Source organism: Roseovarius spongiae (assembly GCF_003651245.1).
In the GTDB taxonomy this organism is placed as follows: Bacteria; Pseudomonadota; Alphaproteobacteria; order Rhodobacterales; family Rhodobacteraceae; genus Roseovarius; species Roseovarius spongiae.
In genome coordinates this window covers 609,187-623,040 of the sequence record NZ_RAPE01000002.1, presented here as the reverse complement: position 1 = coordinate 623,040, position 13,854 = coordinate 609,187, and the positions used below count along the sequence as shown (strand labels likewise).

Here is a 13,854-nt window from a genome sequence, read left to right as displayed (position 1 = left end):
CCATGCTACCCCGGACGCCTGATTTCCGCGGAGCGCGCCATGACCATCCTGCAAATCACTTCGCTTCTGATCGTGCTCGCGGGCGTGTTCGGGGCGATCAACTACCTCGTGCTGAAACTGCCCTCGGCGATCGGCATCCTGATCGTGGCGTTGTTCGCGTCCTTCGGGCTGCTCGGGCTCGACCTGCTCTGGCCCGCGCTTGGCGTCGCGGACGAGGTGCGCGGCTTTGTCACCGGCATCCATTTTTCGGACGCGCTGCTCGAGGGGATGCTGGGGCTGCTGCTCTTCGCCGGGGCGTTGCACGTCAAGATATCGGATTTGCGCGCCGAATGGCTGCTGGTGCTCTTGATGGCGACGATGGGGGTGGCGATCTCGACCGTGATCATCGGAACCGGGTTCAGCTGGCTCACCGGCATGCCGCTGCTCGTGGCGTTCGTCTTCGGCGCGCTGGTCTCGCCCACCGATCCGGTCGCGGTGATGGGAGTTCTGCGCGAGGCCAACCTGCGCAAGTCGCTCGAGACGCAGATCGCGGGGGAATCGCTTTTCAATGACGGGGTCGGATATGTCGTGTTTCTCGTGCTCGTCGGCCTCGCCTTTCCGGCCGTGGATCATCATACCGGCGGCAGTCTGGCCGGCGCGGCCACGCTGTTTGTCCGCGAGGCGCTTGGCGGGGCGGTGCTGGGCCTGGTGCTGGGCTGGCTCACCTTCCGGGTGATGCGGCTGATCGACGATTATTCGCTCGAGGTGCTGCTGACGCTGGGGCTGGCCTTCGGCGGGTACGAGCTGGCCGTGTGGCTGCATGTCTCGGCGCCGATCATGGCGGTCTGCGCCGGGCTGCTGATCGGCGAGGTCGGCGCGAAATACGGCATGAGCCAGGAAACGCGCGAATATGTCGACGCCTTCTGGCGGATGGTGGACGAGATCCTGAACGCGGTGCTGTTCCTGATGATCGGCTTCGAGGTCTTCGCCATCGCCTTCGAGCTGGAATTCCTCACCGCGGGCGCCGTCGCCATTCTCTTCGCCCTTGTCGCGCGACTGGCGGCGGTGGCGATCCCCGTGCTGATCCTGCGCCCGTTCCGTGATTTTTCGCCCGGCGTCATCCCGATCATGACCTGGGGCGGGCTGAAGGGCGGGATCTCGGTCGCGCTGGCGCTCAGCCTGCCGGACGGCGAGTGGAAGCCGCTGATCCTGACCGCGACCTACATGGTGGTGATCTTCTCGATCATCGTGCAGGGGCTGACGGTGGGGCGTCTGGCCAATCGCGTGGGCCGCGCGCCGGATCTCGTCTGAGCCGCGCCGTGACGCGCCGCAGCGCCGCGCGAAGTTGTGGCAGCGGCCGTTCGAAGAGGGCGGCGAAGAGCGCGCAGAAGGCCAGCACCGTGACCAGCAGCACCGCGTCGTCCAGCAGCGCCACGCCGGTGCGCGGCATGGTCGCGCTCACGAACTGAAGCGCCGGATAGTGCATGAGGTAGAGCGAGAAACTGCCGCCGGCGAGCCACGCCGCGCGCGGCGCAAGGCGCGCGAGGCTCTGCTCGCGCAGCAGCCCCGCCATTCCCGCGAGATGCGCGGTGACCAACACGCCCAGGAGCGCGTTCCACAGGGGCTCATCCGAGAAACGCAGGTTCACCGCTTTGTCGAGCGGCGCGCTCAGCGCGCGCAACGCATCGGGCGCCCCCACCGCCAGCGCGCCGGCATAGCCCAGCACCGGCAGCAGCGCGAGCGCAAGCGCGGCAGCCCCGCTCGGCAGCGCGCCGCGCCTCACGCAGTGATGAAGCGCGACCCCCATCAGCCAGGCGGGCATCAGCAGCAACACGTTGAGGCCCGCGATCCAAATACCGAGCGCGAGCAGCGCGAGCCGCCGCGCGCCGCGCAGGTAGAAGGCGACGGCGAAGAGCGTGTAGAACGCCGCCTCGTAGCTCAGCGACCAGAACGGGCCGTTGGTGCCGAGCCGCGCCGCCAGCCCGCCCCATTCGTTCGAAAAGCTGAGGCCGCGCAGCATCTGTTCCCAGAACGGCAGCGGCGCGTAGAACCAGCCGGCGTAGGCGGCGGGCGCGACCGCCGCGCCGATCCGATCAAGCGCGAAGCCGATCGCCAGCGCCGGCAGCGCCACGGACCACAGCCGCGTCAGCCTATCGAAGGCGAAGCCCCGCCCGCCCGTGCGCTTGCGATCCGCCACCAGCGCGATCACCAGCCCCGAAAGCACGAAGAACACGACCACCGCGTCGCTGCCGAGGTTCAGCTCGCGCACCCAAAGCCAGCGCCCGCCGGAATAGCGCGCATATCCGAAATGCGACAGCAACACGACCAAGGCCGCGCCAAAGCGCAAGAGGTCGAGATAGGTGGAAAACCCTCGGCTCATTCGGCCGGCGTCACGTGTTCCTGCGGCGCAGGCGGCGCGCGGCGAAACCGTTTCTTCACCTGTTTCCAGCTGTCCTGCACCGGCACCACGAGCGCGGCGCGCAGGCTGTCATGGCGCTGCGCCAGACGGTTGCCGTGCCGGTCGCCGAGACCGAATTGCAACTCGACCTGCGCCTGCGGCACGTAGAGCGTGCCGAACATCCAGTCCCAGATCGCCAGCACCTCGCCATAGTTCTTGTTGTGATGCTCGGGCGCGAGCGAATGGTGGATCTGGTGCTGCGCCGGTGAGATGAAGATGTGCGACAGTAGTTTGCCGTAGCCCAGCCAGACATGCGTATGGCGCAGGTTGGACCCCGCCATGTTGAACAGCACATAGCCCGCGTTGACCCCGATCAGCGTGAATAGCGACACCTTCCCGGCGAACAGGCCGATGAAAACGCCCTGGAGTACGCCGATGAACAGGCCGCGCACGAAGGTGGAGATCACGTCATAGAAGGGATGCTTGCGGAAGACGGTGATCGGGGTCATCACCTCGGCCGAGTGGTGGACCGAGTGGAAGGGCCAGAAGATCCGGTTCTCGTGATGGATCCGGTGCACCCAGTAGGTGCCGAAATCGCTGACCGTCAGCAACAAAAGCGCGACCGCCACCGGACCGAGAGGCGCAAGGCCCAGCCCCTCGCCAAAGAGCCCGCCGACCCATTGCGCGACCAGCGCGCCAAAGAACACCACGTTGAGCAGGCCAAGCGCGGCGATGGCGCGGCCCAGCACGAAGATCTTGAGATCGACGATATGCGAGGGGTGCAGGTAGATCGCCCGGGGCATGATCCAGCCAAGAAACGAACCCTCGATGCGGCGCAGCCGGTAGAGCGCGTAGGCGATCAGCAGCGACACCCCGAGATAGACCGGCCAGAGCCGCGTCGCCGGCCCGGCGAGCCCGTCCCATATTTCCGCCAGCACGGCGCCTGCCCAGTCAAATTCCACGATCCTGCCCCTCTCCTGGTTTCCCGCCAAAGGCGGTACAGGAGAAATCGGGCCAAATCATGGGCGCAAGGAGGCAATTGGCGTGCCGGCGCGCGCCCCCGGGGGGCGGTCAGGCGCCGCCCGGGGGGGGCGCCGAACCCACCTCAGCGGCGGAAAGTGTGCCGGGCCCGTTCGCGACCCGCCGCTTACGCCGCCTGCGAACGCCCGCCGCCGCCGCGCCGCCGGCGCCGGCGGGGCGGTTTGCCCTCCGCGCCGCCGGGCTTGCCGCCGTGGGGCGCGCCGCCGCGGCCCTTGCCGCGCCGCCCGCCGCCGCCGCGGTTGGGCTTGGCCTTGGGATCGGGCAGTTCTTCCCACGCGCGGCCCGAGGCGACGGGGATCGACAGGCCCATCGCCTTCTGGATGTCCTTCAGCTCTCCCATCTCGTCGGGCGCGCAGAAGGCGATCGCGGCCCCGTCCGCGCCGGCGCGGGCGGTGCGTCCGATGCGGTGGACGTAGTTCTCGGCCACGTTGGGCAGGTCGAAATTGTAGACATGCTTCACGTCCGGGATATCGAGACCGCGGGCGGCCACGTCGGTGGCGACCAACACCTTGACGTCGCCGTCGCGGAACGCCTTGAGCGCGCGGTCGCGCTGGCCCTGGCTCTTGTTGCCGTGGATCGCGGCCACCTTGAAACCGGCGGCGGTCAGCTTCTTCGCCAGCTTGTCGGAGCCATGCTTGGTGCGGCCGAAGACCAGCGCGCGTTCATCGCGGTGCTTGTCCAGCAGTTCGACCAAGAGGCCCGGTTTCTCGGCCTTGGCGATGAAATGCAGCTCCTGCGTGATCTTGTCGGCGGCCTTGCCCGGCGGGCTGACCTGCACGCGCTTGGGGTGGCGCAGGTAGCTGGCGGCGATCTCCTCCATCTGTTTCGGCATGGTGGCCGAAAACAGCATCGTCTGCCGCTCGGTCGGGATCAGCGCGGCGATCTTGCGCAGGGCGTGGATGAAGCCCATGTCGAGCATCTGGTCGGCCTCGTCCAGCACCAGGAAGCGCGTGTCGTCAAGCCGCAGCGCGCGCCGGTCCAAGAGGTCGAGCAACCTCCCCGGCGTCGCGACCAGGATATGCGTGCCCTTCTCGAGCCGCTTGATCTGCACGTTGATCGACTGCCCGCCGACCACGACGCCGATCTTCATCGGCGTGTCGCGCACCAGCGGCAGCAGCGTGTCCTTGATCTGACCGGCCAGTTCGCGCGTCGGCGCGAGGATCAGGCTGCCCACCGCCTTGGGCGCGGGCTTGGCGCGTTCGTCCATCATCCGCGCGATGAGCGGCAGGCCGAAGGCCGCCGTCTTGCCGGTGCCGGTCTGGGCAAGGCCCATGACGTCGTCACCGTCCAGCGCATAGGGGATCGCATGGGTCTGGATCGGGGTGGGTTCGGTGATGCCTTGCGCGGCGAGTTTCTTCACGAGGCCGGCGGGCAGCCCCATTTCTTCAAACAGGTTCAATTCATATCCTTTCGGACACCGCGTGACGCGATGCCGCTATGCAGAACGCGAGCGCAGATGCGCGCCCCGCCCGTTTCGTGGTTCCGCCCGGATCCTGACGCAGCGGCAGATTTGCCGATGCGCCGATCAGACGGCTGGCCCCACGCGTGATCTTGGGATCATTCCGCGACATTTCTATCAAAGGGCGCAACCCGTTCGGGTGGCCCGGCTGCTCACGCGGCAGGAAATATCGGTTGAGCGGCATATGATGTCGCAGCGCGGCAAAGTCAACCGCGAAACGTCGCAGTACGGTGAAAGCGGTGGAAACCGGCGGCCAAACCCCGTATCCCGGGAAAACACTGGTGCAGGGCAGGCCATGAAGGACACCATTACCGAGCGCTGCGCGGCCCGCGGCCTGCGCATGACCGAACAGAGGCGCATCATCGCCGCCGTTCTCGAAGAGGCGGACGACCACCCCGACGTGGACGAACTGCACCTGCGCGCCAGCGCATGCGATCCGCGCATCTCGCTCGCCACGGTCTATCGCACCGTGAAGCTGTTCGAGGAGAACGGCATTCTCGAAAAGGTGGATTTCGGCGACGGGCGCGCACGCTACGAGGACGCCGAACGCGCGCATCACGATCACCTGATCGACATCACCACGGGCGACGTGATCGAATTCGTCGACCCCGAGATCGAGGCGTTGCAGGAGCGCATCGCGGCCAAGCTGGGCTACCGCCTCACCGGGCACAAGATGGAGCTCTACGGCGTGCCGCTGAAGAAGGACGGCGAATAGGCGCGCGACAATTTTCTTTCCCGAAGAAAATTTCCAAGGCTTTTACTCAAAAGCCTTGGCCGCCGTCACGTCATGGCCGTAGATCCAGTCGAACTGCCGCAGCATCCGCCCCGGCGCGAGCGCGCCGCCCAGCCGCAGGGCCGCATGCGCCGCCACCCGCAAGGGCGGTGTGGCGAGGTGGTATTTCCAGGCGTTGCGGCTGGCCGCCTCGACGACGCGCCGCGCGCGTGACGCCCGCCGGGACTGATAGGTTTCGAGCGCGGCGGCCATATCCGGCGCTTTCCCGAGCGCGGCGGCCAGCACCCAGGCGTCCTCGAGCGCGAGGTTCGCGCCCTGCGCCATGAAGGGCAGCGTCGGATGCGCCGCATCGCCCAGCAGCGCCGCCCCGTCGCGGCCCCAGACCTGCGCGACCGGATGCCGGAAGAGGCCCCATTGGCGCACCTCACCCACCGCGTCCAGCAGCGCACGCGCCTCCCCGCCGATCCCGGCGAAGCGCGCGCGCAGCTCGTCCGCGTCCCCCGCGTGGCTCCAGCTTTCGGGCGTCCATTCGGCGCGCTCCTCGACCGCCACGATGTTGGTGAGCCGCCCGCCGCGCAACGGGTAGCTGACCACGTGGCGGCGCGGCCCCATGTGCACCCGGGCCTCGGCCGGCTGGCCGGGGTCGCCCGGAACCACCGCGCGCCAGGCGACCTGCCCGGTGAAGAAGGGCGCAGCCCCCCCCTCGAGCGCGGCGCGCAGGACCGAATGCAACCCGTCCGCCGCGATCACGAGGTCAGGGCGGGTCTCCTCGTCGCCGAGGCGCAGGAACGGTCCCGGCCCCGCCTCACTCACCTTTGCGCCCAGCCGGATGCGCACGCCCGCTTGGATCGCGCCCCGGTGCAGGATGTCGATCAGATCGGCCCGGTGCAGAAACCAGTAGTCGCGCCGCTCCAGCCGCCCGAGGTCGAGCCGCAGCACCCGCGCGCCGCGATGGTCATGCAGCGCCACCGCTTCGGCCCGCACGCCTGCGGCGCGCACCGCATGCCCAAGGCCCAGCGCCTCGAGAACGACGAAACCGTTGGGGCTGATCTGCAGGCCGGCGCCGACCTCGGCGATCTTGGCTGCCTGTTCATAGAGGGTGACGGCGGCACCGCGCAGCGCGCAGGCCCGCGCGACGGCCAGACCGCCGATCCCGCCGCCGATCACCGCGATGTCGAGCGCGTTCATGTCCATGCAAAGCGTAGTGATACGAAAAACGCCGGAGCGAAAGCCCCGGCGTCATCGTTCTCTCTACGGGCGGCAGCGGTCAATCGTCGCGGTGCACCTTTTCGCGGCGCTCGTGGCGCTCTTGCGCCTCGAGGCTCATGGTGGCGATCGGGCGCGCGTCCAGCCGCTTGAGGCTGATCGGCTCTCCGGTCACCTCGCAATAGCCGTATTCGCCGTTCTCGATGCGGCGCAGCGCCTGGTCGATCTTGGCCACCAGCTTACGCTGGCGATCGCGGGTGCGCAGTTCGAGCGAGCGGTCGGTTTCCTCGCTGGCGCGGTCGGCCACGTCGGGGATGGCGCGGGTGCCGTCCTGGAGAAGCTCGATCGTGTCCCGGCTGCCCGCGAGAAGATCGTCACGCCATGCGATCAGCTTGCGGCGGAAATACTCGGTCTGCCGCTCGTTCATGAACGGCTCGTCCTCGACCGGGCGGTAATCTTCCGGCAGGAACACTTCTGCTTTCATGCGGTTCTCCTCCTCAAGCTCAAGATCGGTGGCGATAGCCTTCTTCGACATGCCTCTCCCCTTCTCTCTTGCGCACGATCTACTGCACTGACCGGGGATTGTCACTAGTCAATCACCGGTGCATTGATGTGTCGCAAGCCGGGCGATACTGTGGCGGGCGAGACATCTCAACTGCGGCGCGAAGAGGATTGAAAACGATATGAAATTCGAAGGCACGGATGACTATGTCGCGACCCGCGACCTTACCGTCGCGGTCAATGCCGCGGTCACGCTCGAGCGTCCGCTGCTGGTCAAGGGCGAACCGGGCACCGGCAAGACGGAACTGGCCCGCCAGGTGGCGAGCGCGCTCAACCTGCGGATCATCGAATGGAACATCAAGTCGACCACCCGCGCGCATCAGGGGCTTTACGAATATGACGCGGTGAGCCGCCTGCGCGACAGCCAGCTGGGCGATGAGAAGGTGCATGACGTGGCCAACTACATCCGCCCCGGCAAGCTCTGGCAGGCGTTCACGGCCGACAGCAAGGTGGTGCTCCTGATCGACGAGATCGACAAGGCCGATATCGAGTTCCCCAACGACCTGCTGCAAGAGCTCGACCGCATGGAGTTCCACGTCTACGAGACCGGCGAGACGATCCGCGCCGCGCATCGCCCGATCGTCATCATCACGTCCAACAACGAAAAAGAGCTGCCCGACGCCTTCCTGCGGCGCTGCTTCTTCCACTACATCCGCTTTCCGGACATGGAAACGATGAAGAAGATCGTCGAAGTGCATCATCCGGGCATCAAGGACGCGCTGCTCACCACGGCGCTGACGCAGTTCTACGAGATCCGCGACCAGCAGGGGCTGAAGAAGAGGCCCTCGACCTCCGAGGTGCTCGACTGGCTCAAGCTGCTGCTGGCCGAGGACCTGACCGCCGACGACCTTCGGCGCGACGGCGCGGACGCCCTGCCCCGCCTGCATGGCGCGCTGCTGAAGAACGAACAGGACGTGCATCTGTTCGAGCGTCTTGCCTTCATGGCGCGCCGGCAGCGGTGAATCCGGCGCCCGAGGGGCGGCGCCGCGCGCGCAAGGCGCTGAAGAACGGTCGTTTCAGCCCCGCCGGCCGGCCGGGTTCGCATTTGCCCCACTTTCGCCTCAAATGCACCATATAGACGACAGGATGCAACACGAGCCTGTGCCCGATCCGGCCCCGGCCCTGACTGGCGGTCGCGACACTCTCCCGCCGCCACGCGCGCGGACGGGGGATGTTCAGTGACCGCAAGAACGCCGGGGGGCCCATGCGTCGATTGATCCTGCCTGTCTGTCTGATGCTCGGGGCGTGCATGCCCGGCCCGTCCAGGGACGTGACCTCGCGCGCGGCGACCGCGACCGAGGGCGGCATGCCCGTGATGCGGTCCTTTCCGGCGTCCCGACCCACCGCGCCGGCGCGCGCCAACAGCGATATCGCGCGCGACTTCATCGACCTCGCGATGCAGCTTGAATCGGGGCGCGCGCTTCCGGTGCTGACGCGCTTCGAGGGGCCGATCACGGTGCGCGTGACGGGCGCCGCGCCGCCGACGCTCATGCCCGATCTGGGCCGTCTGCTGCACCGGCTGCGCGCGGAGGCCGGGATCGACATCAGGCAGGTCGCCGCGAATGACGCCAACATCACGATCGAAGCCGTCACCCGCGCCGAGATCCGCCGCAACCTGCCCGAGGCGGCGTGTTTCGTTGCGCCCAACATTTCGCGGCTGTCCCAGTATCGCGCCGCCCGGCGCAAGCGACTCACCAACTGGAGCGGGCTGACCACGCGGCGCAGGGTCGCGATCTTCGTGCCCAATGACTCGAGCCCCCAGGAAGCGCGCGATTGCCTGCACGAAGAGCTCGCCCAGGCGCTCGGGCCGCTCAACGATCTCTACCGGCTGCCGGATTCGGTGTTCAACGACGACAACGTGCACACGGTGCTGACCGGGTTCGACATGCTGATCCTGCGCGCCTTCTATGCGCCGGAACTGCAATCGGGCATGTCGCGCCGCGCGGTCATGGCGCGGCTGCCCGCGATCCTCGCCCGCCTCAACCCGCGCGGCGAAACGATCGCGCCGCGCCCCGCCAGCACCACGCCACGCGCCTGGATCCGCGCGGTGCAGACCGCGCTCGGCCCCGGGGCCGGCCCGGCCGCAAGGCGCGCCGCCGCGCAGGACGCCGTGCGAATCGCGCAGACGGCCGGCTGGACCGATCACCGCCGGGGATTCAGCCATTTCGCGCTGGGGCGGCTGACGCGCAGCACTGATCCCGATTTCGCGCATGAGCAGTTCCGCTTCGCCGACGCCTTCTACCGTCGCTCACCCGGCGCCGCGCTGCACCGGGCGCATGCGGCCGCGCAGCTTGCCTCTCACGCCATCACAGAGGGGCGCGGCGAGGCGGCGCTGCGTTTGCTTGCCCCGCATGTCGCCATCGCCCAGACGCATGAGAACGCGGCGCTGCTCGCCTCCCTGATGATGCTGCGCGCCGAGGCGCTTGACCTCACGGGGCGGGCCTCCGAGGCCCGCGCCGTGCGGCTGGACAGCATCGGCTGGGCGCGTTACGGATACGGCGCGGACTGGGCGGTGCGCGCGAAGCTGCGTGAAATCTCGGCCCTGAACCCGCTGAAGGCAAGAGACGGGTAGGCCATGATCATCCTGATGGCGGCGCTCATAGGCGCCGCGTTCGGAGCTTTCCGCGCCCACAGGCGCAAGGGGCGGCTCCCGGACATTCTGCAATACGCCGCCGTTCACGCGCTGATCTTCGCGCTGGTCGCGCTGTTCGCCGTCATCTTCCTCGAGCGCGCGCTGCGCTGAGGCGGCGATGTTCCTGCCCTTCTTCGACAATCTGCGCGGCGCCGGGGTTCCGGCCACGCTGCGCGAATACCTCGCCTTTCTCGACGGGATGAGCGCGGGACTCGCCACCTATGACATCGAGGCGTTCTATTACCTCGCCCGCGCCGCGATGGTGAAGGACGAACGCCATATCGACCGCTTTGACCGCGCCTTCGCCGCCAGTTTCGGCGGGTTGGAGGAAATCGACGCGGGCGACGTGCTCGAGGCGATGGACCTGCCCGCCGAGTGGCTTGAGAAGCTGGCCGAAAAGCACCTGAGCGAGGAGGAACGCGCCGAGATCGAGGCGTTGGGCGGCTTTGACAAGCTGATGGAGACGTTGAAGGAACGGCTCAAGGAACAGCAGGACCGCCATCAGGGCGGCAACAAGTGGATCGGCACCGCCGGCACCTCGCCTTTCGGAGCCTATGGCTACAACCCCGAAGGCGTGCGCATCGGGCAGCATGAATCGCGCCACCGCCGCGCCGTGAAGGTCTGGGACAAGCGCGAGTTCCGCAACCTCGACGGCGACGTGGAGCTGGGCACGCGCAACATCAAGGTCGCGCTCAAGCGCCTGCGCCAATGGGCGCGCGACGGCGCGGCCGACGAGCTTGACCTCGACGGCACGATCCGCGCGACCGCCGAACACGGCTATCTCGACGTGCAGACGCGGCCCGAGCGCCGCAACGCGGTGAAGGTGCTGCTGTTCCTCGACGTGGGCGGATCGATGGACGATCACATCAAGGTGGTCGAGGAACTGTTCTCGGCCGCGCGGGCCGAGTTCAAGCATCTCGAACACTACTATTTCCACAATTGTCTGTACGAGGGCGTGTGGCGCGACAACCGCCGTCGCTGGGACGCGCAGACGCCGACGCGCGAGGTGATGAACACCTATGGCGGCGACTACAAGTGCATCTTTGTCGGCGACGCGGCGATGTCCCCTTACGAGATCGCCTATCCGGGCGGCGCGAACGAGCACTGGAACGCCGAGGCCGGACAGGTCTGGCTGACCCGCGCGCGCGAACAATGGCCCGACAATCTCTGGATCAACCCGGTGCCGCAGGCGCATTGGCAATACACACAGTCCACGCAGATGATCCGCCAGATCTTCGACGACCGCATGGTTCCGATGACGCTGGAAGGGCTGGCGCAAGGCATGAAGATGCTCACCCGCTGAGGCCCCTTGCGGTCCGCGCCCAATTCGCGAGGATCATGGACATGAAACGCTCCTCGCTCAGTCTCAAGTGGCTCGAGGTTTTCGAACTGGCCGCGCAGCGCGGCTCGGTGCAGGCGGTGGCCGAGGAAACCGGCCTTTCGGTCAGCACCGTCTCGCACCATATCCGGGCGCTGGAATCCGCGCTTGGCGTGGCGCTGCTCGATCATTCGCGCCGCCCGATGGTGGTGACGGCCGCCGGGGCCGCGTTTCTGCGGGACGTGGACGCGGGGCTGCGCCTGATCCGGCGGGCCGAGACGCAGGCGCGCGCCGGCCCCCTGCCCGAGACCCGCGCGCTGTCGCTCGCGCTGATCGAGGATTTCGACAGCGAGATCGCACCCGAGTTGGCCCGGATGTTGGCCGAGGGGATGCCGCGTTGCGTCTTTCGTCACCTCACACGGCCCAGCCACGAGATCCTGCAACTGCTGCGCAACCGCGACATCGATCTCGGCGTCGCCACGCGCCCGCAGTTCGAGCCGCCGGAGCTGGGCGAATACCCGCTTTTGCGCGATCCCTTCGTGCTCGCCGCGCCGGCCGGGTCGGGTGACGGCGCGGAGGCCCATCTCGCCGGGGAGACGGGGCTGCCGCTCCTGCGGTACACGGGCCGGCAGATCATCGGCGCGCAGATCGAGGCGCATTTGCGCCGCCTGCGGATCGATCTGCCCAACCGGTTCGAGTTCGAGAGCAACCAGTCGATCATGGGCCTTGTCGCCGCCGGCGGTGGCTGGGCGATCACCACGCCGCTCAACTTCATGCGCGCGCGCCGCTTTCACCGCGACATCGCGCTAATGCCGTTCCCCGGCAAGGGCTTCGCGCGCACCGTGTCGCTCTTCGCGCCCGAGGATCACGCCGGCGCCGCGGCCGACACCGTCACCGGGGCGCTGCGCCAGTTGATCCAGGCCCGCGCCATCGATCCGGCGGTCGAACGGATGCCGTGGCTGGCCGACCAGTTCCGGCTGGCCGAAAGCGAACCGGTCAGAGAATCGTGAAACCCTTGCGGATCGCCGCGTCCTGCGCGTCCGTCAGGTATCGTGGACGATGTTCCGCCAGCACCTCGCGCACCTTTGCGTTGGCCCGCGTCCAGGCGTCGGTCGCGCCCGCCTCGGCCCAGGCGCGCGGCGTCAAGCGGTCGGCGATGGCGGGATAGACGTAGTCGCGCTCCATCGCCGCCAGCGTCTGCGCGCCGCCCAGGAAATGCCCCTCGCCCAGCACCGCCGCATGGATCGCCTCGAGGCCGATGTTGTCCTCGCTCACCTCGACGCCGCGCAGGGCGCGATAGGTCGCGGCGTGCATCTCGTCGTCGAGCACGAAAGCCTCGAAGCTCGCACCCAGGAGCGAGGCGGTCATGCCCGAGCTTTCATAGATCAGGTTGCCCCCGGCAAGCGCCGCGGCGAGCGAGGTCAGACCCTTCTCGGCGCCGTATTGCGCGTCGATCGCCTTGGCGTCGGTCATCGAGCAGGCCACGCCCGAAACCAGCCCCAGCGAGTTCGACAGTTGCGCCGAGGCGGCATTGAGCACGGCGATCTCCCCGCCCCCGCCGGCAAAGGCGCCGGTGCGCAGATCGATCACCAGCGGCCAGTTGGAGAACACCATCGGATGCCCCGGTTTCACCACCTGCACCATCACCAGGCTCGCCAGCGTTTCGGCCAGGCTCTGCGCGAGGAACCCGGCCAGCGTCGCGGGCGCCGTCGCGCCCGCCTGCGCGGCGGTGATGCAGGAGACGGGGATGTTGTGCGCAAGGCACTGATAGGTCACGTCAACGGCGTCCGCCCCGAACCGCATGGGCGAGATCACCGGGCTGATATGCGCCTTGACGAAGGGACGTTCGGCGAAGCGGCCGGCGCCGCCCGCCGCGATGTCGAACATTTCGACCAGCGGGGCGACGTGTTCGGGCAAGGTGAAGGCGGTGGCGACGGGTTTCGTGGTGTTCTTCAACAGCGCATAGGCGGTGTTCACGTCAAGCGCCCATTCATCGGCCATGTCGGTCGCGATGCAGCAGCGGGTGAACCAGCTCACGTTGGTCAGCGTGTCCTGGAGGCGCGTGAAATCGTGCAGGTCGGCCAGCGTCGAGGCGCGGTAAAGCCCGCTGTCCAGATCGAGCGTCTGCACCGCCGCGCCGCCGGTGCCGAAATGCACCGCTTGGCCGCCCACGGTGATGGAGCGCGCCGGATCGCGCCCGTGGAGCGTGAAGGTCGAGGGCGCGGCGGCGATGGCCGCCTTGACCATCGCGGGCGGCAGCGCGATGCGTTCGCCCCGCACGCGCCGCCCGCCCGCGGCAAGCAGCGCATCGGCAAGCCGGCCGGGAACCTCCCCCATGCCCAGATCGTCAAGCAGATGCAGCGCCGCGCGGTAGATCACGGCCATGTCCGCGTCCGAGAGCGGACGATAGGCGCCTCCCGCCTGCCCCGGCGGTGCGGGGTTGACGAGCGGCGGGGCGGCGCGCTGCGCCATGCGCGCCCGACGCCCGGAGCGGCGCGACCCCTTCCTGACCTCGATTGTCATCCCC

The 13,854-nt window shown here is 68.2% G+C and carries 13 protein-coding genes; 7 read left to right on the top strand and 6 right to left on the bottom strand.

Annotated elements, in window-relative coordinates; genetic code table 11:
• Window positions 1-39: 39 nt before the first annotated feature.
• On the top strand, window positions 40-1,290 hold the full coding sequence (locus tag D6850_RS09725; RefSeq protein ID WP_121166263.1) for a cation:proton antiporter: 1,251 nt from the start codon (window positions 40-42) through the stop codon (window positions 1,288-1,290).
• Here the strand turns inward: D6850_RS09725 and D6850_RS09720 are convergent.
• The 3 genes from D6850_RS09720 to D6850_RS09710 all read right to left on the bottom strand — a co-directional run bounded on the left by D6850_RS09720 (window position 1,223) and on the right by D6850_RS09710 (window position 4,817).
• A complete protein-coding gene (locus D6850_RS09720) occupies window positions 1,223-2,359 on the bottom strand; it encodes an acyltransferase family protein (protein WP_121166261.1) in 1,137 nt (378 codons plus the stop codon). The genes D6850_RS09725 and D6850_RS09720 overlap by 68 nt on opposite strands.
• Window positions 2,356-3,339 (bottom strand): sterol desaturase family protein, encoded by a 984-nt coding sequence (locus tag D6850_RS09715; protein ID WP_121166259.1) that lies wholly within the window; start codon window positions 3,337-3,339, stop codon window positions 2,356-2,358. The genes D6850_RS09720 and D6850_RS09715 overlap by 4 nt, the downstream gene beginning before the upstream one ends.
• Before the next feature lie 185 nt (window positions 3,340-3,524).
• A complete protein-coding gene (locus tag D6850_RS09710; RefSeq protein ID WP_166434035.1) occupies window positions 3,525-4,817 on the bottom strand; it encodes a DEAD/DEAH box helicase in 1,293 nt (430 codons plus the stop codon).
• Between the two features lie 355 nt (window positions 4,818-5,172).
• On the opposite strand from D6850_RS09710, the gene D6850_RS09705 reads away from it, so the two are divergent.
• The gene (locus tag D6850_RS09705) at window positions 5,173-5,592 is read left to right on the top strand and encodes a Fur family transcriptional regulator (protein WP_121166257.1); all 420 of its coding nucleotides are present in this window, start codon (window positions 5,173-5,175) and stop codon (window positions 5,590-5,592) included.
• Window positions 5,593-5,634: 42 nt separating this feature from the next.
• Here D6850_RS09705 and D6850_RS09700 read toward each other — a convergent pair whose 3' ends face one another.
• Both D6850_RS09700 and dksA read right to left on the bottom strand, forming a co-directional pair.
• Window positions 5,635-6,804: an FAD-dependent monooxygenase gene (locus tag D6850_RS09700; protein WP_121166255.1), complete on the bottom strand. Its 1,170-nt coding sequence runs from the start codon at window positions 6,802-6,804 to the stop codon at window positions 5,635-5,637.
• Window positions 6,805-6,877: 73 nt separating this feature from the next.
• Window positions 6,878-7,300, bottom strand: coding sequence for an RNA polymerase-binding protein DksA (gene dksA / locus D6850_RS09695; RefSeq protein WP_121166913.1), 423 nt, complete (start codon window positions 7,298-7,300; stop codon window positions 6,878-6,880).
• A 199-nt stretch (window positions 7,301-7,499) separates the two neighbouring features.
• Between dksA and D6850_RS09690 the strand changes: the two genes are divergently transcribed.
• From D6850_RS09690 to D6850_RS09675, 5 genes are all read left to right on the top strand, one after another.
• Entirely contained in the window at window positions 7,500-8,339 is an 840-nt protein-coding gene (locus D6850_RS09690) for an AAA family ATPase (RefSeq protein ID WP_121166253.1), read from the top strand.
• A gap of 242 nt (window positions 8,340-8,581) precedes the next feature.
• Window positions 8,582-9,949 carry a DUF2927 domain-containing protein gene (locus tag D6850_RS09685; protein ID WP_121166911.1) on the top strand — a complete coding sequence of 456 codons (1,368 nt, stop codon included), beginning with the start codon at window positions 8,582-8,584 and terminating at the stop codon, window positions 9,947-9,949.
• Window positions 9,950-9,952: 3 nt separating this feature from the next.
• Window positions 9,953-10,120 (top strand): hypothetical protein, encoded by a 168-nt coding sequence (locus D6850_RS19465; protein WP_166434034.1) that lies wholly within the window; start codon window positions 9,953-9,955, stop codon window positions 10,118-10,120.
• A 7-nt stretch (window positions 10,121-10,127) separates the two neighbouring features.
• The gene (locus D6850_RS09680) at window positions 10,128-11,312 is read left to right on the top strand and encodes a vWA domain-containing protein (protein WP_121166251.1); all 1,185 of its coding nucleotides are present in this window, start codon (window positions 10,128-10,130) and stop codon (window positions 11,310-11,312) included.
• Window positions 11,313-11,353: 41 nt separating this feature from the next.
• Window positions 11,354-12,337 (top strand): LysR family transcriptional regulator, encoded by a 984-nt coding sequence (locus D6850_RS09675; protein WP_121166909.1) that lies wholly within the window; start codon window positions 11,354-11,356, stop codon window positions 12,335-12,337.
• Here D6850_RS09675 and D6850_RS09670 read toward each other — a convergent pair.
• Entirely contained in the window at window positions 12,324-13,850 is a 1,527-nt protein-coding gene (locus tag D6850_RS09670) for a trimethylamine methyltransferase family protein (protein WP_121166249.1), read from the bottom strand. The two genes, D6850_RS09675 and D6850_RS09670, sit on opposite strands and share 14 nt — an antisense overlap.
• Window positions 13,851-13,854 lie beyond the last annotated feature (4 nt).

Coding starts and splice junctions, on each gene's coding strand:
- D6850_RS09725 (WP_121166263.1), top strand. CDS start 40: ATGACCATCCTGCAAATCACTTCGCTTCTGATCGTGCTCGCGGGCGTG.
- D6850_RS09720 (WP_121166261.1), bottom strand. CDS start 2,359: ATGAGCCGAGGGTTTTCCACCTATCTCGACCTCTTGCGCTTTGGCGCG.
- D6850_RS09705 (WP_121166257.1), top strand. CDS start 5,173: ATGAAGGACACCATTACCGAGCGCTGCGCGGCCCGCGGCCTGCGCATG.
- D6850_RS09700 (WP_121166255.1), bottom strand. CDS start 6,804: ATGGACATGAACGCGCTCGACATCGCGGTGATCGGCGGCGGGATCGGC.
- dksA (WP_121166913.1), bottom strand. CDS start 7,300: ATGAAAGCAGAAGTGTTCCTGCCGGAAGATTACCGCCCGGTCGAGGAC.
- D6850_RS09690 (WP_121166253.1), top strand. CDS start 7,500: ATGAAATTCGAAGGCACGGATGACTATGTCGCGACCCGCGACCTTACC.
- D6850_RS09685 (WP_121166911.1), top strand. CDS start 8,582: ATGCGTCGATTGATCCTGCCTGTCTGTCTGATGCTCGGGGCGTGCATG.
- D6850_RS19465 (WP_166434034.1), top strand. CDS start 9,953: ATGATCATCCTGATGGCGGCGCTCATAGGCGCCGCGTTCGGAGCTTTC.
- D6850_RS09680 (WP_121166251.1), top strand. CDS start 10,128: ATGTTCCTGCCCTTCTTCGACAATCTGCGCGGCGCCGGGGTTCCGGCC.
- D6850_RS09675 (WP_121166909.1), top strand. CDS start 11,354: ATGAAACGCTCCTCGCTCAGTCTCAAGTGGCTCGAGGTTTTCGAACTG.
- D6850_RS09670 (WP_121166249.1), bottom strand. CDS start 13,850: ATGACAATCGAGGTCAGGAAGGGGTCGCGCCGCTCCGGGCGTCGGGCG.